At 46.2% G+C, this 20,235-nt stretch carries 22 protein-coding genes; 12 read left to right on the top strand and 10 right to left on the bottom strand.

The window, feature by feature from the left end; all coding sequences use genetic code 11:
- Positions 1–57 precede the first annotated feature (57 nt).
- Positions 58–1,035 (bottom strand): cysteine synthase A, encoded by a 978-nt coding sequence (gene cysK / locus FD961_RS02455; protein WP_071464806.1) that lies wholly within the window; start codon positions 1,033–1,035, stop codon positions 58–60.
- A 186-nt stretch (positions 1,036–1,221) separates the two neighbouring features.
- Here cysK and FD961_RS02450 point away from each other — a divergent pair, with 186 nt between their 5' ends.
- The gene (locus FD961_RS02450; RefSeq protein WP_215393955.1) at positions 1,222–2,202 is read left to right on the top strand and encodes a tripartite tricarboxylate transporter substrate binding protein; all 981 of its coding nucleotides are present in this window, start codon (positions 1,222–1,224) and stop codon (positions 2,200–2,202) included.
- A 24-nt stretch (positions 2,203–2,226) separates the two neighbouring features.
- On the opposite strand, the gene FD961_RS02445 is transcribed toward FD961_RS02450, so the two are convergent.
- The gene (locus tag FD961_RS02445; RefSeq protein ID WP_215393954.1) at positions 2,227–2,706 is read right to left on the bottom strand and encodes a disulfide bond formation protein B; all 480 of its coding nucleotides are present in this window, start codon (positions 2,704–2,706) and stop codon (positions 2,227–2,229) included.
- Positions 2,707–2,873: 167 nt separating this feature from the next.
- Here FD961_RS02445 and FD961_RS02440 point away from each other — a divergent pair, with 167 nt between their 5' ends.
- From FD961_RS02440 to FD961_RS02415, 6 genes are all read left to right on the top strand, one after another.
- Entirely contained in the window at positions 2,874–3,650 is a 777-nt protein-coding gene (locus FD961_RS02440) for a ferredoxin--NADP reductase (RefSeq protein WP_068949677.1), read from the top strand.
- 112 nt (positions 3,651–3,762) lie between these two features.
- A complete protein-coding gene (locus FD961_RS02435; RefSeq protein ID WP_161485614.1) occupies positions 3,763–3,927 on the top strand; it encodes a hypothetical protein in 165 nt (54 codons plus the stop codon).
- A gap of 18 nt (positions 3,928–3,945) precedes the next feature.
- On the top strand, positions 3,946–4,740 hold the full coding sequence (locus tag FD961_RS02430) for a sulfite exporter TauE/SafE family protein (protein ID WP_215393953.1): 795 nt from the start codon (positions 3,946–3,948) through the stop codon (positions 4,738–4,740).
- Complete coding sequence (locus FD961_RS02425) at positions 4,737–5,465, top strand: phosphoadenylyl-sulfate reductase (protein ID WP_215393952.1); 729 nt, start codon at positions 4,737–4,739, stop codon at positions 5,463–5,465. Before FD961_RS02430 ends, FD961_RS02425 begins: the two co-directional genes overlap by 4 nt.
- A 36-nt stretch (positions 5,466–5,501) precedes the next feature.
- The gene (gene cysD / locus FD961_RS02420; protein ID WP_215393951.1) at positions 5,502–6,425 is read left to right on the top strand and encodes a sulfate adenylyltransferase subunit CysD; all 924 of its coding nucleotides are present in this window, start codon (positions 5,502–5,504) and stop codon (positions 6,423–6,425) included.
- Complete coding sequence (locus tag FD961_RS02415) at positions 6,425–7,768, top strand: sulfate adenylyltransferase subunit 1 (protein ID WP_215393950.1); 1,344 nt, start codon at positions 6,425–6,427, stop codon at positions 7,766–7,768. Before cysD ends, FD961_RS02415 begins: the two co-directional genes overlap by 1 nt.
- Positions 7,769–7,993: 225 nt before the next feature.
- Here FD961_RS02415 and fdx read toward each other — a convergent pair whose 3' ends face one another.
- From fdx to uvrB, 8 genes are all read right to left on the bottom strand, one after another.
- Positions 7,994–8,332: an ISC system 2Fe-2S type ferredoxin gene (gene fdx, locus FD961_RS02410; RefSeq protein ID WP_071464798.1), complete on the bottom strand. Its 339-nt coding sequence runs from the start codon at positions 8,330–8,332 to the stop codon at positions 7,994–7,996.
- Between the two features lie 49 nt (positions 8,333–8,381).
- Complete coding sequence (gene hscA, locus FD961_RS02405; protein ID WP_215393949.1) at positions 8,382–10,247, bottom strand: Fe-S protein assembly chaperone HscA; 1,866 nt, start codon at positions 10,245–10,247, stop codon at positions 8,382–8,384.
- A 26-nt stretch (positions 10,248–10,273) separates the two neighbouring features.
- A complete protein-coding gene (gene hscB / locus FD961_RS02400; protein ID WP_251371312.1) occupies positions 10,274–10,801 on the bottom strand; it encodes a Fe-S protein assembly co-chaperone HscB in 528 nt (175 codons plus the stop codon).
- Positions 10,779–11,102, bottom strand: a complete 324-nt coding sequence (gene iscA / locus FD961_RS02395; RefSeq protein ID WP_011903328.1) for an iron-sulfur cluster assembly protein IscA — start codon at positions 11,100–11,102, stop codon at positions 10,779–10,781. The genes hscB and iscA overlap by 23 nt, the downstream gene beginning before the upstream one ends.
- 16 nt (positions 11,103–11,118) lie before the next feature.
- Complete coding sequence (gene iscU, locus FD961_RS02390) at positions 11,119–11,505, bottom strand: Fe-S cluster assembly scaffold IscU (protein WP_071464795.1); 387 nt, start codon at positions 11,503–11,505, stop codon at positions 11,119–11,121.
- A 32-nt stretch (positions 11,506–11,537) separates the two neighbouring features.
- A complete protein-coding gene (locus tag FD961_RS02385) occupies positions 11,538–12,797 on the bottom strand; it encodes an IscS subfamily cysteine desulfurase (RefSeq protein WP_371817158.1) in 1,260 nt (419 codons plus the stop codon).
- A gap of 37 nt (positions 12,798–12,834) precedes the next feature.
- Positions 12,835–13,404, bottom strand: a complete 570-nt coding sequence (locus FD961_RS02380; RefSeq protein WP_071464793.1) for a Fe-S cluster assembly transcription factor — start codon at positions 13,402–13,404, stop codon at positions 12,835–12,837.
- A 151-nt stretch (positions 13,405–13,555) separates the two neighbouring features.
- Complete coding sequence (gene uvrB / locus FD961_RS02375; protein ID WP_251371311.1) at positions 13,556–15,709, bottom strand: excinuclease ABC subunit UvrB; 2,154 nt, start codon at positions 15,707–15,709, stop codon at positions 13,556–13,558.
- Between the two features lie 168 nt (positions 15,710–15,877).
- Between uvrB and FD961_RS02370 the strand changes: the two genes are divergently transcribed.
- Genes FD961_RS02370 through FD961_RS02350 form a run of 5 tightly spaced genes read left to right on the top strand, consistent with a single transcriptional unit; the run spans position 15,878 to position 20,229 of the window.
- Positions 15,878–17,077: an amino acid aminotransferase gene (locus FD961_RS02370; RefSeq protein ID WP_071464792.1), complete on the top strand. Its 1,200-nt coding sequence runs from the start codon at positions 15,878–15,880 to the stop codon at positions 17,075–17,077.
- A 40-nt stretch (positions 17,078–17,117) separates the two neighbouring features.
- Positions 17,118–18,407 (top strand): polyhydroxyalkanoate depolymerase, encoded by a 1,290-nt coding sequence (locus FD961_RS02365; protein ID WP_215393947.1) that lies wholly within the window; start codon positions 17,118–17,120, stop codon positions 18,405–18,407.
- Between the two features lie 55 nt (positions 18,408–18,462).
- Positions 18,463–19,155 carry an electron transport complex subunit RsxB gene (rsxB, locus tag FD961_RS02360; RefSeq protein WP_215393946.1) on the top strand — a complete coding sequence of 231 codons (693 nt, stop codon included), beginning with the start codon at positions 18,463–18,465 and terminating at the stop codon, positions 19,153–19,155.
- Complete coding sequence (gene nth, locus FD961_RS02355) at positions 19,155–19,811, top strand: endonuclease III (protein WP_215394324.1); 657 nt, start codon at positions 19,155–19,157, stop codon at positions 19,809–19,811. Before rsxB ends, nth begins: the two co-directional genes overlap by 1 nt.
- Complete coding sequence (locus FD961_RS02350; protein WP_215394325.1) at positions 19,804–20,229, top strand: DUF1841 family protein; 426 nt, start codon at positions 19,804–19,806, stop codon at positions 20,227–20,229. Before nth ends, FD961_RS02350 begins: the two co-directional genes overlap by 8 nt.
- Positions 20,230–20,235: the final 6 nt, after the last annotated feature.

The following is a 20,235-nucleotide window of genomic DNA, read 5'->3' as shown; positions in this document are numbered from 1 at the left end:
ACAAAAGGCACCCTAGGGTGCCTTTTTTGATGCCAACTCATTGATGAAGAGATCGCCTTAAGCAGGCAAACCTTTTTCATCAAACACACCTTCAAACAAAGCTGAACTCAAGTAACGTTCCGCAGTATCAGGCAACACAACCACGATTGTTTTACCTGCGTACTCAGGCTTCTTAGCCAGACGGACAGCAACTGCAGCAGCTGCACCACAAGAGATACCAACCAAAATACCTTCTTCCTTAGCAATGCGACGGGCAAACTCAATCGCCTCTTCATTGCTTACTTGCTCAACCTTATCAACCACTGATAAATCAAGGTTCTCTGGAACAAATCCAGCGCCAATGCCTTGAATCTTGTGTGGAGCTGGCTTGATTTCTTCACCATTTAGTTTTTGAGTGATGACTGGACTAGTTGTTGGCTCTACTGCAACCACTTCAATATTCTTTTTCTTTGTGTTTTTGATGTAACGTCCAACACCCGAAATTGTGCCGCCCGTTCCAACGCCAGCAACAAAAACATCAATCTTGCCGTCGGTGTCCTCCCAGATTTCTGGGCCGGTAGTTTTTTCATGAATCGCAGGATTAGATGGGTTGCTAAATTGCTGAAGCAATACATACTTAGAGTCAGACTCAGCAATTTCTTTCGCTTTAGCAACTGCACCATTCATGCCTTTAGGACCTTCGGTCAACACAATCTTGGCACCTAAAGCTGTCAGCAATTTACGACGCTCAATACTCATGGTTTCTGGCATCGTCAGCGTGAGTGGAATACCCCGCGCTGCTGCTACGAAGGCCAAAGCAATACCAGTATTGCCAGAAGTTGGTTCGACAAGTTCTTTGCCGGGGCCCAATAGCCCTTTTTCTTCGGCATCGTTAATCATAGCCACGCCAATGCGGCATTTGACTGAGTAGGCTGGATTACGCCCTTCAATCTTGGCAAGCACAGTGGCTTTAGCACCATCAGTAACGCGATTTAGACGCACTAATGGGGTCTTGCCAATTGTTTGTGAGTTATCTGTAAAGTAAGTCATAGTCATTCCTACAAAAAGGGAAATAAGCCGAAATGGGCTTCATATCGCTTGATATCTTATGGCATGAGCCCATTTTTGTAAAACAAGCTGAATGCATAAGCTAATTACTAATAACACTATTGATATCGCCTATATAGACACTCTTCAGAATTAGAATCAATTACGTTAAAACTTCTAACAACCCTACGCTGAATGCTTACTTCTCGCCGCAGACTTCTCAAGTCCCTCCTATCTTTAGCTGCAATTTCAGCGAGCCCGCTGATTGCGAGAGCAAGCACGCAGTGGCCCAATAAACCCATCAGATTAATTGTTCCGGCCGCTCCCGGTGGCAGCTTGGATATTCTTTCACGGACAGTTGCAAAAGAATTAACAGCCAGACTCAATCAAGCGGTGATTGTTGAAAATATGCCTGGTGGTGGTAGCAATATTGCATTTGGATATGTTGCCAAAGCTGCGCCTGACGGGTACACATTGCTGGTAGGTTGGGATAGCCTTGCTATCAATCCCGCGCTCTACCCTAACCTGCCTTATAAGTTAGATCAATTTGCTCCAATATCATTGGCGATTACCGCACCACAAGTATTGGTTGTGGGCCCAAAACTGCCAGTGAAAAATCTCAAAACGTTTATCGAGGTTGCCAGAAGAGATCCAAATGGACTGAGCATGGCTAACGCAGGCAATGGCAGCCCAGGACATCTCGCAGCCGCACTTCTTGAGACAAAAGCAGAAATCAAGTTCAATAACATTCCTTACAAGGGTGGAGCTCCCGCAGTAGCTGATTTGCTTGCGGGGCACGTTGATGCCTTAATGGTTACGCTAGCTGCAGCCCTGCCGCATATTGAGTCAGGTAGGCTTACCGCCTTAGGCGTCAGTTCTATAAAGCGCTCTACTGGCGCACCAAACATACCCACCATTGCAGAGGCAGGGCTTGCTGGTTATGAATTAAATTCATGGCAAGGATTTTTAGCGCCTGCTGGTACGCCAAATGACATCATTCGCTTGCTGAATAAAGAAATTGTTGCGAGCCTAAATGATCCTGAGATCAAAAAGAAATTAATTGCCGATGGTTTTGAAGTGGTTGCTAGTTCACCCAAAGTACTTAGTGACTATCTTGCTAGCTCTACACCGAAGTGGGCAAAATTGGTAAAAGATTCTGGTGCAAAAGTAGATTAGCCCTAATCGAGGCCGGTGATTTTGCTATCTCGGTTTTCTGAAGAAGCTGAGCAATAAGACCAGCAAGAGCACCCCAAACCAAAGTAGAGACCATTCGGGCACTTGCAAGCCCAGAATTGCCGGGAGCTTTGCCGAACACAAACCGTCTGCTTTAAAAAGCCAGGGTATTGCACTTGCAAGTTGAAATTGATTGATCCACAGCTCCAGGGGATCGATTCCGCAGGACTCACCTGGGTGAGATAGCAGCCAGACATGATGCCCAGCAACTGCAACCCCATATCCTGCCGCCACAATAGCCAAGCCATGAAATAGCTTTTTCAGAGGAGCAATGCCAGCAGCTAAAAGGCAAGAAATAGCGATTCCGAGATAGCCGACCCGTTGCAAAATACATAAGGGGCATGGCAAGAAACTCACCCCCTGGAAGCCCGTCTGCTGCAGGATCACTGCAAAAATGACTAGGCTCAAGCTAAGACAGGAGAGAAACAAGTACTGGATTCTTTTCATATAGAGATGATAGCCAAAGGACTGGTAACCCTAGATAAACCCGTGCTTTATTACTAAAAGTGCGACCTATATCACTACTGAGTCCTATTTTTCCTGGGATTAGCCCTGAATTAAAGCCTCAAGAATGGGATAATTATCGTTTTGCTATCTTCTTACAATACGCATTTATGGCCGCATACAACACCGAAACTGTTCTCACCGTTCACCATTGGAACGACACTCTTTTTAGCTTCACTACTACTCGCAATAAAGGCCTACGCTTTCGTAGTGGCCACTTCTTAATGATTGGTCTCGAGGTAGAAGGCAAACCTTTGGTTCGCGCTTATAGCGTTGCCAGCCCTAATTACGAAGAGCATTTGGAGTTCTTGAGCATTAAGGTTCAAGATGGCCCACTGACATCACGTCTTCAGAAAATTCAAGTTGGCGATCCCATCTTGGTGAGCGAAAAGTCTGTTGGTACATTAGTGCTTGACGATTTAAATCCAGGCAAACATCTCTACTTGTTCAGTACCGGCACTGGCTTGGCGCCATTTATGAGCATCATTCGCGATCCAGAGACGTACGAAAAGTTTGAGAAAGTAGTTTTGATTCATGGTGTACGTTTAGTAAGTGAACTAGCTTATGCTGACTACATCAGAGACGAACTCACGCAAGACGAATACCTTGGTGAACTGATTCGTGAAAAGTTGATTTATTACCCAACCGTTACTCGCGAAGCCTTCAAACACACTGGTCGACTCACTACCGCGATTGAATCAGGCCAACTCTTTAAAGATATTGGTTTGCCACCACTCGATCCAGCAGTAGACCGCGCCATGATTTGCGGTAGCCCTTCCATGCTCAAAGAAACTTCGGAGATGCTTGATGCTAAAGGCTTCAAAGTCTCCCCAAGTCTTGGCCAAATGGGTGATTATGTTTTCGAACGCGCATTCGTAGAAAAGTGATCAAACCAGCTTTATATATCTAAAAGTAATTTAGATATCGCTACATATTTCTTGTAGATATATAGAACCCTTGGTAAATTCTATTTAACGATCTATTTACCAAGGAATCGCAATGTCACCAGTTAGAGAACACTTCAACCCAGTTATTACTAACTTACTGCGTCAGCATGACCGCTTGCCTCACGATCAAGTTGAGGAGCGTAAAAGCTTTCAACGTCAAATTCTGTTTCTCATGAATGCAATCAAGCTCGAAGAATTCGAGCAATCATTTGCTTAAGCAAGGGAAACGATCCAGATGATCCAATTTTTTATAGACTCCTCGCAATTTATTATTTCCGGTGCACTAGTTGGCCTGCTGGTTGGCATGACTGGTGTTGGCGGTGGGTCATTAATGACCCCCTTGCTCACTATCATCTTCGGTGTAGCACCAACAACCGCAGTTGGAACAGACTTAGCTTTTGCTGCCATTACCAAGGGCTTCGGAACAGTTGCCCATAGACTGCATGGAAATGTTCGCTGGGATATCGTTCGTTTACTTTGTGCTGGTAGCCTCACCACCGCCATCCTGTCTATTCTTGCCCTCAAATTTGTAGGGCCCGTCTCAAAGAATTTCAATCACCTCATTAGCATTTCAATTGGCATCTCTGTATTACTAACAGCTGCCTCCCTTTTATTCAGAGCAAAGATATTGAAATGGGTTCAAGACAACCCTAACTTTTTACCCAGCGGTACCAACTTAAAGATTGCTACAGTTTCTGTTGGTGCTGTAATTGGTGTATTGGTAACTATCTCTTCTATTGGGGCTGGTGCAATTGGTGCCACACTCATTTTAGTTCTTTACCCATATCTGAAGCCTGCACAAGTTGCTGGGACTGACATTGCTTACGCGGTACCTTTAACGGCACTAGCTGGAATTGGTCATTGGTGGCTTGGTAATGTACATTTTGATTTGCTATTTGGGCTCTTGCTAGGTTCTGTACCTGCCATTTGGTTGGGCGCAAAACTCTCGAGCACTTTGTCTGAGCGCATTACAAGAACCACACTTGCCGTAACCTTATTTTTAGTTGGCATTAAATTAGTCTGTTCATGATTACCCCAGAATTTTGGTCGATACCACCAGGTAGCCTTACCCCAGCCCAATTAGCTGATAAAACAGCTGTTCTTCATGGCCGACTGTTGGATATCTCAAAACGTTTTGCTGACGTGCGCTTTGCCACTAGCTTAGCTGCAGAAGACATGGTGATGACTGATACTATTAGCAAGGCAAATGCCAAGATTAAGCTATTTACCTTAGCTACCGGACGTCTTCATCAGGAAACAGTGGATATGGTTAAAACTACGGAAGATCATTACGGCGTAGCCATTGAAAAAGTCTATCCAAAAGAAAGTGATGTTCAAGCCTTTATTAATCAATATGGCATGAATGGCTTTTACGATGGTGAAGAGCCAAAGAAAGCATGCTGTGGCGCTCGCAAGATCAAGCCACTGAATGCAGCATTGCTTGGTGCTGATGCCTGGATTACCGGACAACGTCGCGAGCAATCGACTACACGTACTGAACTTAATTTTGAAGAATTAGATGACTCCAGAGGCATCGCTAAATTCAATCCTTTGTTTGATTGGAGTGAAGCCGATATCTGGGCTTACATCAAACAAGAGAATGTCCCGATTCATCCGCTACACCTTAAGGGCTACCCCAGCATTGGCTGCGAGCCTTGTACCCGTCAGGTGAAGAAGGGTGAGGATATCCGTGCTGGCCGCTGGTGGTGGCTCCAAAGCGATAGCAAAGAATGTGGCTTACACGTTAATCAATAAATTCATCATTAAAACTTAGTAGAAATAATTTACAGAATGTCAGAACAAAAATTACTCGATGATCACTTAGATTGGCTAGAAGCTGAATCGATCTACATCATCCGAGAAGTGGTAGCCCAGTGCTCTAACCCAGCGATGCTCTTCTCAGGCGGCAAGGACTCCATTGTGATGTTCCACTTGGCTCGCAAGGCTTTTCAGTTTGGTGATCGTCCTGTCAAGTTACCTTTTCCAATTCTGCATATCGATACCGGTCATAACTACCCTGAAGTGATTCAATACCGTGATGACGTCGTTAAAAATACTGGTGTAAAACTTATTATTGGTCATGTAGAAGATTCCATCAAAAAAGGCACTGTACGCCTGCGCAAAGAAACTGACTCACGCAATGCGGCACAAGCTGTAACTCTGCTTGAAACTATTGCTGAATACGAATTCGATGCATTAATGGGTGGTGCGCGTCGTGATGAAGAAAAGGCTCGCGCTAAAGAGCGTATCTTCTCCTTCCGCGATGAGTTTGGCCAATGGGATCCAAAGGCCCAGCGCCCTGAACTCTGGAATCTCTATAACGCCCGTATCGCTAAAGGCGAGAATATGCGTGTGTTCCCCATCTCCAACTGGACTGAGCTCGATATCTGGCAATACATTGCCCGTGAAAAGTTAGCCTTACCCAGCATCTACTACACACACCAACGTGAGGTGGTGAAGAAGAATAATCTTTTGGTACCGGTCACCGATGTCACACCAAAAGCTGCTGGCGATGTTAGCGAAATCTTAAGCGTACGTTTTCGTACCGTTGGTGACATTAGCTGCACTTGCCCGGTATTGAGTACTGCAGCTAACCCGCTAGAGATTATTGCTGAGACAGCAATTACCGAAATCACTGAACGTGGTGCCACTCGCATGGACGATCAAACCAATGAGGCCTCGATGGAGCGCCGCAAGAAAGAAGGTTACTTCTGATGACTCAATCAGCAAATCAAAATGTAGTGCGCTTCATTACCGCTGGTAGCGTAGATGATGGTAAGAGCACACTGATTGGCCGACTCCTCTATGACACCAAGTCTATTTTGGTGGATCAATTAGAGTCTCTTTCTAAAACCAAACATGCTCGCGTCACCTCATCTGATGCTGGCGTTGATTTAGCCCTCCTGACTGATGGTCTAGAGGCAGAGCGTGAGCAAGGGATCACCATTGACGTGGCTTACCGCTACTTCTCAACTCCTAAGCGCAAGTTCATTGTGGCTGATGCCCCAGGCCATGAGCAATACACGCGTAACTTAGTGACTGGCGCATCACAATCTGATGTAGCGGTGATCCTAGTTGACGCAACTCGTGTAGATCTCAAGACGAGTCCAGCTACTTTATTGGCACAAACCAAACGCCATGCTGCGATTGTGCATTTATTGGGATTGCGTCATGTGGTATTTGCAATTAACAAAATGGACTTGTTTGGGTTTGATGAGAAGGTCTACAACACCATTAAGACCTCTATTGAAGATTTGACTCAAAAGATTGGCTTACCTCAACCAACCTTAATTCCGATTTCTGCTTTGCTTGGCGCCAATGTGGTTACTGCTAGTAAAAATACCCTTTGGTACAAAGGTCCTACTCTACTTGAGTGGTTAGAGAGTCTTGATACCAGCCCAGAGTCAGAAAAACTGGCCTTGCGCTTCCCAGTACAGTATGTAGCTCGTCAGGACGGCAGCGCTTCTGATGACTTCCGTGGCTACCTTGGTGAGATTGAATCTGGCAGCATTCGTAAAGGCCAGAAGATCAAAGTATTGCCAGGCGGATCTGAAGCAACTGTTGCAGAAATCTATCTTGGCAATCGCTCCAGCAGCAAGCAAACCAATGGCAGTAATGCAGTTGATTCTGCAGAAACTGGACAGGCAGTTGCTATTCAACTATCTGAAGATATTGATATCTCACGCGGATCTTTGTTTATTAGCGCTGAAGATAGCAAGCCACCAGTTCTTAGCAAACAGATCTCGGCTGACTTGTGCTGGCTAGATAGCGAACCACTTTCCCTTAGTCGTAAATATGCTCTACGTCACACGACTAATACGGTGGGGGCTAAAGTAAAAAATATCCAGCAAGTATTGGATGTTCAAACACTCACTAATGCAAGTGATACTCATGCACTATCGACTAATGAAATTGGCCGCGTGGATTTCATCTTACAAAAGCCGATTGTTGCGGACTTATTTGATCAATCTCAACGCACTGGTGCATTCATCTTGATCGATGAAGCTACAAACCATACGGTTGCCGCAGGAATGATTCGTGAGGCTGTGGCGCAATAAAGATTAGCTCCTTTAGATATTGAAAAGCCTCGCATTGCGGGGCTTTTTATTTGCACCAAAGAAAAAGCCACCCCGAAGGATGGCTTAAAAGAAATCTATGGAGGTACTACATAAAACAAACTACAGAATGAACACCCTCATATTAGAGTGTGGCAGCCTTGGCTTTTAGGGCCGGTGCATTGTTTTGAGCCTCATGCACCAACTTAGCGCTCGTATTGAACCTGCTTAGTGATTCTCTTTGGCGTGATTGATTGAGTATTTAGGTATTTCAATCACGATATCTTCTCTAGCCACAATCGCTTGGCAAGATAAGCGGGATTGGGGGTTTAGACCCCAAGCGCGATCCAGCATATCCTCTTCGTTTTCATCGGGAGGATTAAGGCTATTGAACCCCTCTTTCACGATGACGTGGCATGTCGTACAAGCACAGACCATATCGCAGGCATGTTCAATCGGAATGTCGTTCTCGAGCAGTGCCTCGCAAATCGAAGTTCCAGGCGCAACGTCAACCACTGCACCTTCTGGACAGTACTCACTATGGGGAAGAACGACGATTTGGGTCATGGTACTTTTCTATTTATTTAGTATTAGTTTTTTACTTTTATCTTCTGCTTTAGATTTCGGCAACATTCTTGCCAGATAAAGCTTTTTGAATGCTAGCATTCATACGCATTTGAGCAAACTCATCAGTCGCTTTGGCAGCATGATCGACTGCCTTACGCACAACCGCACTATCAGTCTCTTCATTCAAAATCTTTTGTAGTGCCGCCATCTCATGATCAATAGCCTTCTGCTCTTCGGCATTAAGAAGGTTGCGATCACTCGCTAACGCAGTTTGCACAGCATCTAGTAAGCGCTGTGCGTTAACCTGCTCTTCACGCAAAGATCTGGAAAGCAGATCTTCTTTTGCAGACGCAAATCCATCTTGCAACATACGAGTAATTTCAGCATCTGTTAAGCCATAGGACGGCTTAATATCAATCGAAGCCTGCACCCCTGAGCCTTGCTCAGTAGCACTTACAGACAACAAACCGTCTGCATCCACTTGGAAAGTTACTCGAATACGTGCAGCGCCTGCAGCCATTGCCGGAATACCGCGCAATTCAAAACGGCCTAGCGAGCGACAGTCTTGCGCCAACTCACGCTCACCCTGCACCACCTGAATCGCTAATGCTGTTTGACCATCTTTAAAGGTCGTGAAATCTTGTGCTCTTGCCACTGGAATCGGTGTATTGCGTGGAATGATCTTTTCTACCAAACCACCCATGGTTTCCAGACCAAGAGAAAGGGGAATGACATCCAATAAGAGCCACTCATCATCCTTGCTTTGGTTACCTGCTAGCAAATCCGCCTGCATTGCAGCACCAAGCGCTACAACTTGATCGGGATTTAAATTATTTAAGGGCTGTGTACCAAATAACTCACCGACAGCGCGTTGTACATTTGGCATACGAGTGGACCCGCCCACCATGACAACGCCTTTAATGTCTTCAGCCTTCAAGCCTGCATCGCGTAAAGCTTTCTTACAGGACGTCAGCGTCTTGGCTACTAGATTCTGAGTAATCTCAAAGAACTGGGCCTGGGTGACGCCTACATTAACGACTGTGCCATCTGCGAGAGTCTCATGCACACGCGCTAGAGGGTTATGACTAAGCTGCTCCTTGGCATGTTTACAGGCCTGGAGTAAGGTACGGTGATCATGAATTGATAAAGGCGGCAGTTTGGCTTGTTCGATCACCCAGCAATACAAGCGGTGATCAAAGTCATCTCCACCTAAGGCTGAATCACCGCCCGTAGAAAGCACCTCAAATACGCCTCTACTCATCCGTAGAATGGAGATATCAAAGGTGCCGCCACCCAAGTCATAAACAGCGTAGACACCTTCTGAAGCATTGTCCAGACCATAAGCAATTGCAGCAGCTGTTGGCTCATTAAGCAATCGAAGCACTTCAATGCCAGCCAACTTAGCAGCATCTTTGGTTGCTTGACGCTGTGCATCATCAAAATACGCAGGCACCGTAATCACTGCACCAACAATGTCATCATTCACTGAGTCTTCAGCCAATTGACGCAAGCGTGCGAGGATTTCTGCAGAAACTTCAATTGGGCTTTTGTCGCCAGCAACTGTTCTCAGCTTAAGCATGCCAGGCTGATCAACAAAATCATATGGGGCACTCTCAATATGCTCAACATCAGTCAAGCCGCGACCCATAAAACGCTTCACCGAAACAATCGTGTTTTTCGGATCCATCACTAGACTTTCAAGCGCCTCAAACCCTGCCTGTGTGCGCCCATTGGGCAGGTAACGTACTACTGAAGGCAGAAGCTCGCGACCTTGTTCATCAGGCAATACCTGAGGTAAAGCATCTTTAACGATGGCCACCAAGGAGTTAGTAGTACCTAAATCAATGCCGACAGCAATACGACGCTGATGAGGTGCAAGCGATTTGCCAGGTTCAGAGATTTGTAATAAGGCCATAGAAGAAAGAGTTTAGCTGGTACGAGCTAGATTAAGGCTGCAATAGTGTCATCGAGCTCAATAGCAAACTTGTCGATAAAGAGTAAACCGCGCAGCAACTCTGCGGCGCGTACATAATTTTTTGCTCCATCGATGGCTTGCGTGATTTCAGCAAGGATATCTGCCTTTGATTGCTCTACCTCAATCATCATTGCTTCAAGCGCTGGCAAATCTTCAGCTTGCTCATCTAGGTTTTCACGCCATTCCATCTGCTTCATCAAGAAAGCGGCAGGCATTGCTGTATTGGTTTCTAGTTTGGCATCCACACCATGCAGTTGGCAAAGGTATAGCCCACGTTGAATTGGATTTTTGAGGATCTGAAATGCAGTATTGGCCAGAGTAGCCATTTGCATGGCAAGGCGTTGCTCAGTCTCACTTCCGCGAGCATGGCGATCAGGGTGAACTTCTTTCTGAATTGCCAAATAAGCCTGATCTAATGCAGGCAAATCGAGTTTGAATTGCTGATTTAGACCAAAGAAGCGAAAATAATCGTCAGACGCGGAAAGATTCGCCACAACCACACTCATCTTTTACGTTAGGATTTTGAAACTTAAAGCCTTCATTCAAACCCTCGCGCACGAAATCCAGTTCCGTTCCATCCAAATACGCCAAACTCTTTGGATCAATAAATACCTTCACACCGTTCGATTCAAATACTTGATCCTCAGGTGCTGGCTCATCTACATACTCCAACTGATACGCCAATCCAGAACAACCGGTAGTGCGAACACCCAAGCGCAAGCCGCAACCTTTGCCACGCTTCTCTAGATTGCGGTTAACGTGCTTTGCAGCTTTGTCAGTTAAGGTGATTGCCATTATTTTCTCAGTTCAATTATTTCGCTGGATGCTTTTCTTTGTAGTCAGCAACGGCAGCTTTAATCGCATCTTCAGCCAAGATGGAACAGTGAATTTTCACTGGCGGCAAAGCTAATTCTTCAGCAATCAATGAGTTCTTAATCTCAAGCGCTTGATCCAAAGTCTTACCCTTAACCCACTCAGTAACCAATGAAGAAGAAGCAATGGCAGAACCACAGCCATAAGTCTTGAACTTAGCATCTTCAATTACGCCTTGATCGTTCACGCGAATCTGCAACTTCATCACATCGCCGCAGGCAGGCGCCCCAACCATGCCGGTACCTACGCTCTCGTCACCTTTTTCAAAGGAGCCAACGTTGCGGGGATTTTCATAATGGTCGATGACCTTGTCGCTATATGCCATGGCATTTCCTCTTTAACTTTTCTATATTTCTATTAGTGTGCAGCCCATTGAATCGTGCTCAAGTCGATTCCGTCTTTGTACATTTCCCATAGTGGGGAGAGCTCACGCAACTTCGCAATTTTTTCTTTCACTAACTTAATCGTGAAATCAACTTCTTCCTCGGTCGTAAAACGGCCTAAGGTAAAACGGATAGAACTATGTGCCAACTCATCGTTACGGCCTAGAGCACGCAATACATAAGAAGGCTCTAAAGATGCAGAAGTACAAGCAGATCCTGATGAGATCGCTAAATCTTTCAAGGCCATCAACATGGACTCACCTTCAACATAGTTAAAGCTGATGTTCAGGTTATGCGGCACACGGTCATCCATATCGCCGTTTACATAAACTTCTTCAATATCTTTTAAACCAGCCAACAAGCGATCACGCAAGCCACGGATACGCTTGTTTTCTTCAATCATTTCGACGCGAGCGATCCGGAATGCCTCGCCCATGCCAACGATTTGATGAACCGCCAAGGTGCCAGAGCGCATGCCGCGCTCATGACCGCCACCATGAATCTGAGCTTCAATACGAATACGGGGCTTACGACGCACAAACAAGGCGCCAATACCCTTAGGACCATAAGTCTTGTGAGCAGAAAAACTCATCAAGTCCACTTTGATCTTTTCTAAATCGATATCAACCTTACCAGTTGCTTGTGCTGCATCCACATGAAAAATCACACCGCGTGCACGGCACAACTCGCCAATCGCAGGAATATCCTGAACCACACCGATTTCATTGTTGACATACATCACTGAAGCCAAAATCGTACCTGGCTTCATTGCAAGCTCAAGTTGCGCAAAGTCAATCAAGCCATTTGGCAATACATCTAAGTAAGTTACTTCAAAACCTTCGCGCTCGAGTTCACGGCAAGTATCTAAGGTTGCTTTGTGCTCAGTCTTCACGGTGATGATGTGATTACCGCGCTCTTTGTAGAAATGCGCAGCACCCTTAAGCGCCAAGTTAATACTTTCAGTGGCACCACTCGTAAATACGATTTCTCTTGGATCAGCATGAACTAATTGAGCAACTTCTGAACGCGCCCACTCAACTGCCTCTTCAGCAGCCCAGCCATACGCATGACTACGGGAAGCGGCGTTACCAAACTGCTCGCGCAAGTAAGGCAACATCTTATCGACCACGCGAGGATCAATCGGCGTTGTTGCTGAATAGTCCATATACACTGGGAAGTGCTTAGGACTAAACATTGGAACCGGTTGCAGAGGAAGGTCTTGTGGTGCGTTCATTTTTAATTTCTAGGTTTAGTACTACTCATTAAATCAATTAACTTTGCCGCGCCAAATTAAATACAGAATTAACTAGTGGCGCTTTAGGGGCAACTTCTTTTTTCGCTGCAAGTGCTGGCGCTGGTTTATCAGCTTTAGCACTTTCAACTTTCAACTTCTTCTGGCGCATATCTTGAATCACAATGCCGCGCCCTTCTTGCTGCTGAACTAAATCTTTTAGACTCACTGAGCTAAGGTACTCAACCATTTTGGAATTGAGATTGCTCCACAGGTCATGAGTCATGCAACGGCCCTGACCTTCATCTTCAGTGTGGCAGTTCCCTTTTCCGCCGCATTGAGTAGCGTCTAGCGGCTCATCTACAGCTACGATGATGTCAGCGACGCTCACCTCAGTAGATGGGCGAGCTAAGGTGTAACCACCTCCAGGACCACGAGTACTTTCCACGATGTTGAAACGGCGCAATTTGCCGAACAACTGCTCGAGATAGGAAAGGGAAATCTTTTGTCTTTGGCTAATTCCGGCTAAAGTTACGGGGCCATGCGTTTCACGCAGGGCTAAATCAATCATTGCGGTTACTGCAAAACGACCTTTGGTTGTAAGTCTCATATGTCACCTTGGTAATGGATTGTTATGGACAGCTAACGATCAGGCGGGTAATACCCGACCATTCCACTCAACTTTACCATAAGACCCAGCAAACTGCTCGGGAATTATCCCAAAAATCCCCTCTCAAAGCCAGGAATTAGCTACCCAATCCTCAGACTGAGTCTCTAGACCTCGCTCCAAAGGCCATTTCTTTCACCTTAGTGAGTCGGTCACGGGTGCTGGCGGCCTTCTCAAACTCCAAATTCTTGGCTTCGGCATTCATTTGCTTCTCTAAACGCTTGATTTCAGATGCCAGGTCCTTCTCACCCATATCTTCATAGCGAGCACGCTCCTGCTCCACCTGCATCTCCTGACGCTTCTCTTTGACGTCATAGACGCCATCAATAATGTCCTTAATGCGCTTTTTGACCCCTTTAGGCTCAATTCCATGGAGCTTATTAAAGGTAATTTGCTTGGTACGGCGTCTTTCAGTCTCACCCATGGCTAGGCGCATCGAATTGGTGATCTTATCGGCATACAAAATCGCCTTACCCCGAACATTTCGAGCTGCACGCCCAATCGTCTGAATCAAAGAGCGTTCGGAACGTAAGAAACCTTCTTTGTCGGCGTCCAAAATAGCCACCAAAGACACCTCCGGAATATCCAAACCTTCGCGCAATAAGTTGATGCCCACGAGCACATCAAATACACCTAGGCGCAGATCACGCAAAATTTCAACGCGCTCAACAGTATCAATATCAGAGTGCACGTAACGCACCTTTACGCCATTGTCTGAGAGATAGTCGGTTAATTGCTCTGCCATCCGCTTTGTCAATACAGTTACCAGAACACGCTCATGCACTTTGACGCGTTCGTGAATTTGATCCAACAGGTCATCTACTTGCGTACTTGCTGGCAATACTTCAATTTCTGGATCGACTAAACCAGTTGGTCTAGCCACTTGCTCGACCACCTGTCCTTGATGCTCTTTTTCATAATCAGCTGGAGTCGCAGAAACAAAAATGGTTTGGCGCATTTTGGTTTCGAACTCAGTAAATTTAAGCGGGCGATTGTCCATTGCAGAAGGCAAACGGAAACCAAACTCCACCAAAGTATGTTTACGTGACTTATCCCCGTTGTACATCGCGTTAAGCTGCCCGATAAGGACATGGCTCTCATCTAAGAACATCAATGCATCATTGGGGAGATAGTCCACCAGCGTAGGCGGCGCCTCGCCTGGAGCAGCCCCCGAGAGGTGACGTGAGTAGTTCTCAATACCCTTGCAGAAGCCTAATTCATTGAGCATCTCTAAATCAAAGCGAGTACGCTGCTCTAAACGCTGGGCCTCTACTAACTTGCCATCTTTTACAAATTCATCAAGTCGTGTGCGCAACTCGGTCTTAATAGTTTCAATTGCTTTGAGAACCGTTTCGCGTGGAGTGACATAGTGTGAACTTGGATAGACAGTAAAGCGCGGAATCTTTTGCCTAATTTTTCCAGTCAGCGGATCGAAGAACTGCAAGCTCTCAATCACATCGTCGAATAGTTCTACGCGTACTGCCAATTCATTATGTTCGGCAGGGAAGATGTCAATCGTATCGCCGCGCACGCGAAACACGCCGCGCTTGAAGTCCATTTCATTGCGATCGTATTGCATAGCAATGAGTCGCATCAAAATATCGCGTTGACTCATCTTGTCACCAGGGCGTAATGTCATCACCATGCTGTGATAGTCCCCGGGATTGCCAATACCGTAAATCGCAGAGACGGTAGCAACAATGATGACGTCGCGTCTTTCCAGCAAACTCTTAGTTGCCGATAAACGCATCTGCTCAATGTGTTCGTTGATGGAAGAGTCTTTTTCGATAAAAAGGTCACGTTGAGGCACATAGGCCTCTGGCTGGTAGTAGTCGTAGTAGCTAACGAAATACTCCACCGCATTTCTGGGGAAAAACTCCCTAAATTCACTATAGAGCTGGGCTGCTAAGGTCTTATTTGGGGCAAAAATAATAGCTGGGCGCCCTGTTCTAGCGATGACATTGGCCATCGTGAAGGTCTTGCCTGAGCCGGTAACTCCCAAAAGGGTCTGAAAGGTCAGACCATCCTCAACCCCCTCAACTAGGGCATCAATTGCGCCTGGCTGGTCTCCCGCCGGGGGAAATGGCTGATAAAGCTGGTATGGGGAATCCGGGAAGGTGACAAATTTAGCTGGATCGAGATCGTGGCCAGCCTCACCCAATGGATCAACCACGGGGGTTTTCTGTACTTCTTTTACTTCGGCTTTTGAAGCGATTTTGGGTGACTTAGGGGGCATCTCGGCTATCATTTCATCTGTGAGAGTTCTTCACAGCGAATTTTGTACAAACAATGATTTTGCCGTTTTTATTAAGAAATAGTTGGCTCTGACCTCAAAACCAGACAATTAAGATCAATTTAACGTCAATCTTTAGCAAAAACACCTCTAAAACACCCTAATCACCACTTTCGACCTCAAATGACCCTGTTTGCCTCAGTTCAATTAGCCCCTAAAGATCCTATTTTTGGCCTCACAGAAGCCTACGTCGCAGATCAGCGTTCTGACAAAGTCAACCTCGGTGTTGGCGTGTATTACACAGATGAAGGCAAAGTGCCCCTCTTGAAAGCGGTGATCAAAGCTGAAGAGGCCATTGTGGCAAAACACTCACCGCGTAGCTACATTCCAATTGAGGGCCCAAACCCTTACAACAGTGCGGTGCAAAATTTATTGTTTGGTGCAGACTCATCCCTAATTAAAGATGGTCGCGTGGTTACTGCAGAATGTTTAGGTGGTACTGGTGCATTGCGCGTTGGCGCCGACTTTATTAAACGCCTTAACTTAAATGCGCCATGCGCGATCAGTAACCCAACCTGGGAAAATCACCGCGGTATTTTTGAATCTGCTGGCTTTGAAGTGGTTGAGTACACCTACTTTGACGGCAAGACCCGTGGTGTGGATTTTGATGGCATGGTGAAATCTTTGGAATCATTCCCAAAGAACACTACTGTGCTTTTGCACGCTTGCTGCCACAACCCAACTGGTGCAGACATCACTGAAGCACAATGGCGTCAGGTGATCGATATCTGCAAGAACAAAGGCTTGATCCCTTTCTTGGATATGGCCTACCAAGGCTTTGCGGCTGGGATTGAGCAAGATGGTATTGCAGTGCGCCTCTTTGCTGAATCTGGCATGTCCTTCTTTGTATCAAGCTCTTTCTCTAAGTCATTCTCACTCTATGGTGAGCGTGTAGGCGCCTTGTCTATCGTGACTCAAAGTAAAGATGAATCGACTCGTGTGCTTTCTCAATTAAAGCGCGTGATTCGCACAAACTATTCCAACCCTCCAACTCATGGCGCAGCAATTGCTGCTGCAGTTTTGAATTCTCCTGAGTTGCGTCAACTCTGGGAAGACGAGTTAGCAGAAATGCGTGATCGTATTAAAGCGATGCGTCATGGTTTAGTTGAAAAATTAGCGGCTGCTGGCGTAAAGCAAGATTTTGCTTTTATCGAAAAGCAGCGTGGCATGTTTTCTTACTCAGGCTTAACGGCTGAGCAAGTGGATCGCTTACAGAAAGAAGATGGCATTTATGCTCTCTCTACTGGACGCATTTGTGTGGCGGCGCTCAATACCAAAAATATTGATAAAGTAGCCAAAGCAATCGCCCGCGTATTGGCTTAAAAAGCGTAATAAGCGGCTATACAGAATTACAGGAGGTACCATGCTTTATCAGTTACACGAGTTCCAAAAAGCCTTACTTCAACCCATGAGCTCATGGGCGCGCGCTGCTTCTGAGGCTTTTATTAACGCTTCTAATCCAGCCTCAAAGGTTCCGGGATCAGAGCGTTTAGCTGCCAGCTATGAACTCCTGTACCGCCTGGGCAAGAACTATAAAAAGCCAGAATTTGGTATTCGTTCAGTAATGGCATACGGCAGTGAAGTTGCAATCCATGAAAGAACTGCTATTGCAAAACCTTTTTGTAACTTAGTTCGGTTCAAACGTTTTTCTGATGATGTTGAAGTTATCAAAAAGCTCAAAGAAGATCCAACAGTATTGGTGGTAGCCCCACTATCAGGGCATCACTCAACCTTGTTGCGCGATACAGTGCGCACGCTCTTGCAAGATCACAAGGTTTACATTACCGACTGGATTGATGCCCGTCTTGTTCCGCTTGAAGATGGTGAGTTTGGTTTAGATGACTACGTTCACTATATTCAAGAATTTATTCGCTCTATCGGCGCAGAAAATTTGCACGTCATCTCCGTTTGCCAGCCAACCGTTCCGACTCTGGGCGCAATCTCATTGATGGCTTCAGCCGGTGAAAAAACTCCAGCCTCAATGATCATGATGGGTGGCCCAATTGATGCCCGCAAGTCTCCTACCGCAGTTAATAACTTGGCCGAACAAAAATCGCACGAGTGGTTTGAGAGTCATGTGATTTATAGCGTACCGCCTAATTACCCTGCTGCAGGACGTCGCGTGTATCCAGGCTTCTTGCAACATACTGGCTTTATTGCCATGAACCCACAAAACCACCTGCAATCACATTGGGATTACTTCCAAAATTTAGTTAGAGGTGATGAGCAGGATGCGGAATCCCATATTCGTTTCTATGATGAGTACAACGCAGTACTAGATTTAGATGCGAAGTTCTACTTAGACACAATTAAAACTGTATTCCAAGACTACTCATTGCCAAACGGCACCTGGGAAGTTGCAGGCGAACTAGTCAAGCCACAAGACATTAAGAAAACCGCTCTTCTTACGATTGAAGGTGAGTTGGATGATATTTCTGGAAGCGGTCAAACCCGTTCAGCTCATGGCTTGTGCGCTGGTATTCCTAAAGAGCATAAAGACCACTATGAAGTTGCTGGTGCAGGTCACTACGGCATCTTTGCTGGCCGTCGTTGGCGCGAAAAGGTTTATCCAAAAATTAAATCCTTTATTCGGGATCATCAGCCCGCGCAACGAAAGACCAAAGCGCGTTTACCCAAACTAGACGCAAAGTAAACCCATAAAATGAGAGACCACAGCGTCTCTCATTTACTTAGGAACTCGTCATTTCATGAACATTAACCAGGTGAACGAACTCGCTGATCGCCTGGAGGATCTTCTTCCTCAAACGCAATGCACTAAATGCGGCTTTCCCGACTGCAGGGGGTACGCTGAGGCATTAGCCAGTGGTGAGACACTACCCAATCGCTGTCCACCAGGTGGCATCGAAGGTATTGAGCGCCTCAGCCAGATCCTAGCCCCAATCTATCCGCAAGATGCTTTTAACCTTCACCCCACTATCGATCCTGACTGTGGCGTAGAGCGTCCAAGACCTGTCGCCTTCATTGATCCGCAAAAATGTATTGGCTGTACGCTGTGTATTCAGGCCTGTCCAGTCGATGCTATCGTGGGCGCCTCTAAACAAATGCATGTGGTACTCACCGAGTGGTGCACAGGCTGTGATCTCTGCATACCCCCATGCCCAGTTGATTGCATCAGTATGATTGATGTGACTGCTGATAAGACAGGTTGGGATGCGTGGTCGCCAGTATCGGCAGACATCTCACGCAAACGCTATCACGATCGCGAGGTACGCCTCGATCGTGAACAAAAAGATAACGATGAGCGTTTGGCTAAAAAGGCAGCAGCTAAGTTAGTAGCTGTCAATGCAGAGGAGGCCACTTCCGCAGAAGAAGAAAAAGAGAAAGAGCGCAAACGCGTCATCATTGCCGCTGCAATTGCTAGGGCACAGCAAAAGATATGATGAATCCAGAAAAGCGTCGCGCATTTTTTGAGCAACTCAAAGCGAACAACCCTAAGCCCACCACCGAACTAGAGTACAACTCCCCCTTCGAATTACTAATTGCCGTTCTCTTATCCGCCCAAGCGACCGATGTCTCAGTGAACAAGGGAACCCAGAAACTTTTTAAAGTAGCCAATACGCCGCAAGCCTTGCTAGACCTTGGCGAAGAGGGTGTTAAGCCTTATATCCAGCATATCGGATTATTTAATTCCAAAGGCAGGCATATTCAAGAGACTTGTCGCCTATTGTTAGAAAAGCATGCTGGCCAAGTTCCCCAAACTAGAGAAGAGTTAGAGGCGCTCCCAGGCGTTGGAAGAAAAACAGCCAATGTCATTCTGAATACGGCTTTTGGTCAACCAACAATTGCAGTCGATACTCACATCTTTAGGGTTTCTAATCGCACGGGCCTTGCTCCCGGCAAGGATGTTGTCAAGGTCGAAGAGCAGCTGCTTAAACGTGTGCCCAAGGAATATCTACTAGATGCCCACCATTGGCTTATTCTGCATGGCAGATACACTTGCAAAGCACGCAGCCCTGATTGCGCACAATGCATCGTAGAACCTTTGTGCGGCTTTAAACAAAAAACTGGTAAAGGAAAAGTGCGTGGCGATATTTAATCCAACTCGTGAAGAAGTACGACGCTTTTTCTGTGATACCTGGAAAAAGAAAATGGAGAACCATATTCTTGATCCCATGGAGACGCTTGCTGGTGACTGGATGGAAGAACATCCGGAATACCATACCTTACTGAGCGATCCTGAAGGTGCATTAGGACAAGACTACACACCAGAACGTGGCGAAACTAATCCCTTCTTGCACCTGTCCATGCATTTATCGATTAGCGAGCAGATCTCCATTGATCAACCTCCCGGCATTAAAGATATTGCTGAAAAACTCACTAAGAAATTAGGCTCTAAACATGAAGCTCAGCACCTCATGATGGAATGCCTAGGCCAGGTGATGTGGGAGGCGCAGCGTGAAGCTAAGCCTCTAAACCCCGAGAACTATCTCGAAGCTTTAAAGAGGCTCGTATAAGCATCT

The sequence above is a fragment of the Polynucleobacter sp. TSB-Sco08W16 genome (assembly GCF_018687455.1).
Taxonomy (GTDB): domain Bacteria; phylum Pseudomonadota; class Gammaproteobacteria; order Burkholderiales; family Burkholderiaceae; genus Polynucleobacter.
The sequence above is the reverse complement of the archived record's forward strand: the minus strand, read 5'-3'. Positions and strand labels throughout refer to the sequence as shown.

Excerpts from the sequence above, each read along its gene's own strand:
- iscU (WP_071464795.1), bottom strand. The coding sequence starts at position 11,505 with ATGGCATATAGCGACAAGGTCATCGACCATTATGAAAATCCCCGCAAC.
- cysD (WP_215393951.1), top strand. The coding sequence starts at position 5,502 with ATGTCAGAACAAAAATTACTCGATGATCACTTAGATTGGCTAGAAGCT.
- cysK (WP_071464806.1), bottom strand. The coding sequence starts at position 1,035 with ATGACTATGACTTACTTTACAGATAACTCACAAACAATTGGCAAGACC.
- hscA (WP_215393949.1), bottom strand. The coding sequence starts at position 10,247 with ATGGCCTTATTACAAATCTCTGAACCTGGCAAATCGCTTGCACCTCAT.
- FD961_RS02425 (WP_215393952.1), top strand. The coding sequence starts at position 4,737 with ATGATTACCCCAGAATTTTGGTCGATACCACCAGGTAGCCTTACCCCA.
- FD961_RS02435 (WP_161485614.1), top strand. The coding sequence starts at position 3,763 with ATGTCACCAGTTAGAGAACACTTCAACCCAGTTATTACTAACTTACTG.
- FD961_RS02380 (WP_071464793.1), bottom strand. The coding sequence starts at position 13,404 with ATGAGACTTACAACCAAAGGTCGTTTTGCAGTAACCGCAATGATTGAT.
- FD961_RS02385 (WP_371817158.1), bottom strand. The coding sequence starts at position 12,797 with ATGAACGCACCACAAGACCTTCCTCTGCAACCGGTTCCAATGTTTAGT.
- rsxB (WP_215393946.1), top strand. The coding sequence starts at position 18,463 with ATGAACATTAACCAGGTGAACGAACTCGCTGATCGCCTGGAGGATCTT.
- FD961_RS02370 (WP_071464792.1), top strand. The coding sequence starts at position 15,878 with ATGACCCTGTTTGCCTCAGTTCAATTAGCCCCTAAAGATCCTATTTTT.
- fdx (WP_071464798.1), bottom strand. The coding sequence starts at position 8,332 with ATGACCCAAATCGTCGTTCTTCCCCATAGTGAGTACTGTCCAGAAGGT.
- iscA (WP_011903328.1), bottom strand. The coding sequence starts at position 11,102 with ATGGCAATCACCTTAACTGACAAAGCTGCAAAGCACGTTAACCGCAAT.
- FD961_RS02445 (WP_215393954.1), bottom strand. The coding sequence starts at position 2,706 with ATGAAAAGAATCCAGTACTTGTTTCTCTCCTGTCTTAGCTTGAGCCTA.
- FD961_RS02415 (WP_215393950.1), top strand. The coding sequence starts at position 6,425 with ATGACTCAATCAGCAAATCAAAATGTAGTGCGCTTCATTACCGCTGGT.
- uvrB (WP_251371311.1), bottom strand. The coding sequence starts at position 15,709 with ATGATAGCCGAGATGCCCCCTAAGTCACCCAAAATCGCTTCAAAAGCC.
- FD961_RS02450 (WP_215393955.1), top strand. The coding sequence starts at position 1,222 with ATGCTTACTTCTCGCCGCAGACTTCTCAAGTCCCTCCTATCTTTAGCT.
- FD961_RS02440 (WP_068949677.1), top strand. The coding sequence starts at position 2,874 with ATGGCCGCATACAACACCGAAACTGTTCTCACCGTTCACCATTGGAAC.
- FD961_RS02365 (WP_215393947.1), top strand. The coding sequence starts at position 17,118 with ATGCTTTATCAGTTACACGAGTTCCAAAAAGCCTTACTTCAACCCATG.
- nth (WP_215394324.1), top strand. The coding sequence starts at position 19,155 with ATGAATCCAGAAAAGCGTCGCGCATTTTTTGAGCAACTCAAAGCGAAC.
- FD961_RS02430 (WP_215393953.1), top strand. The coding sequence starts at position 3,946 with ATGATCCAATTTTTTATAGACTCCTCGCAATTTATTATTTCCGGTGCA.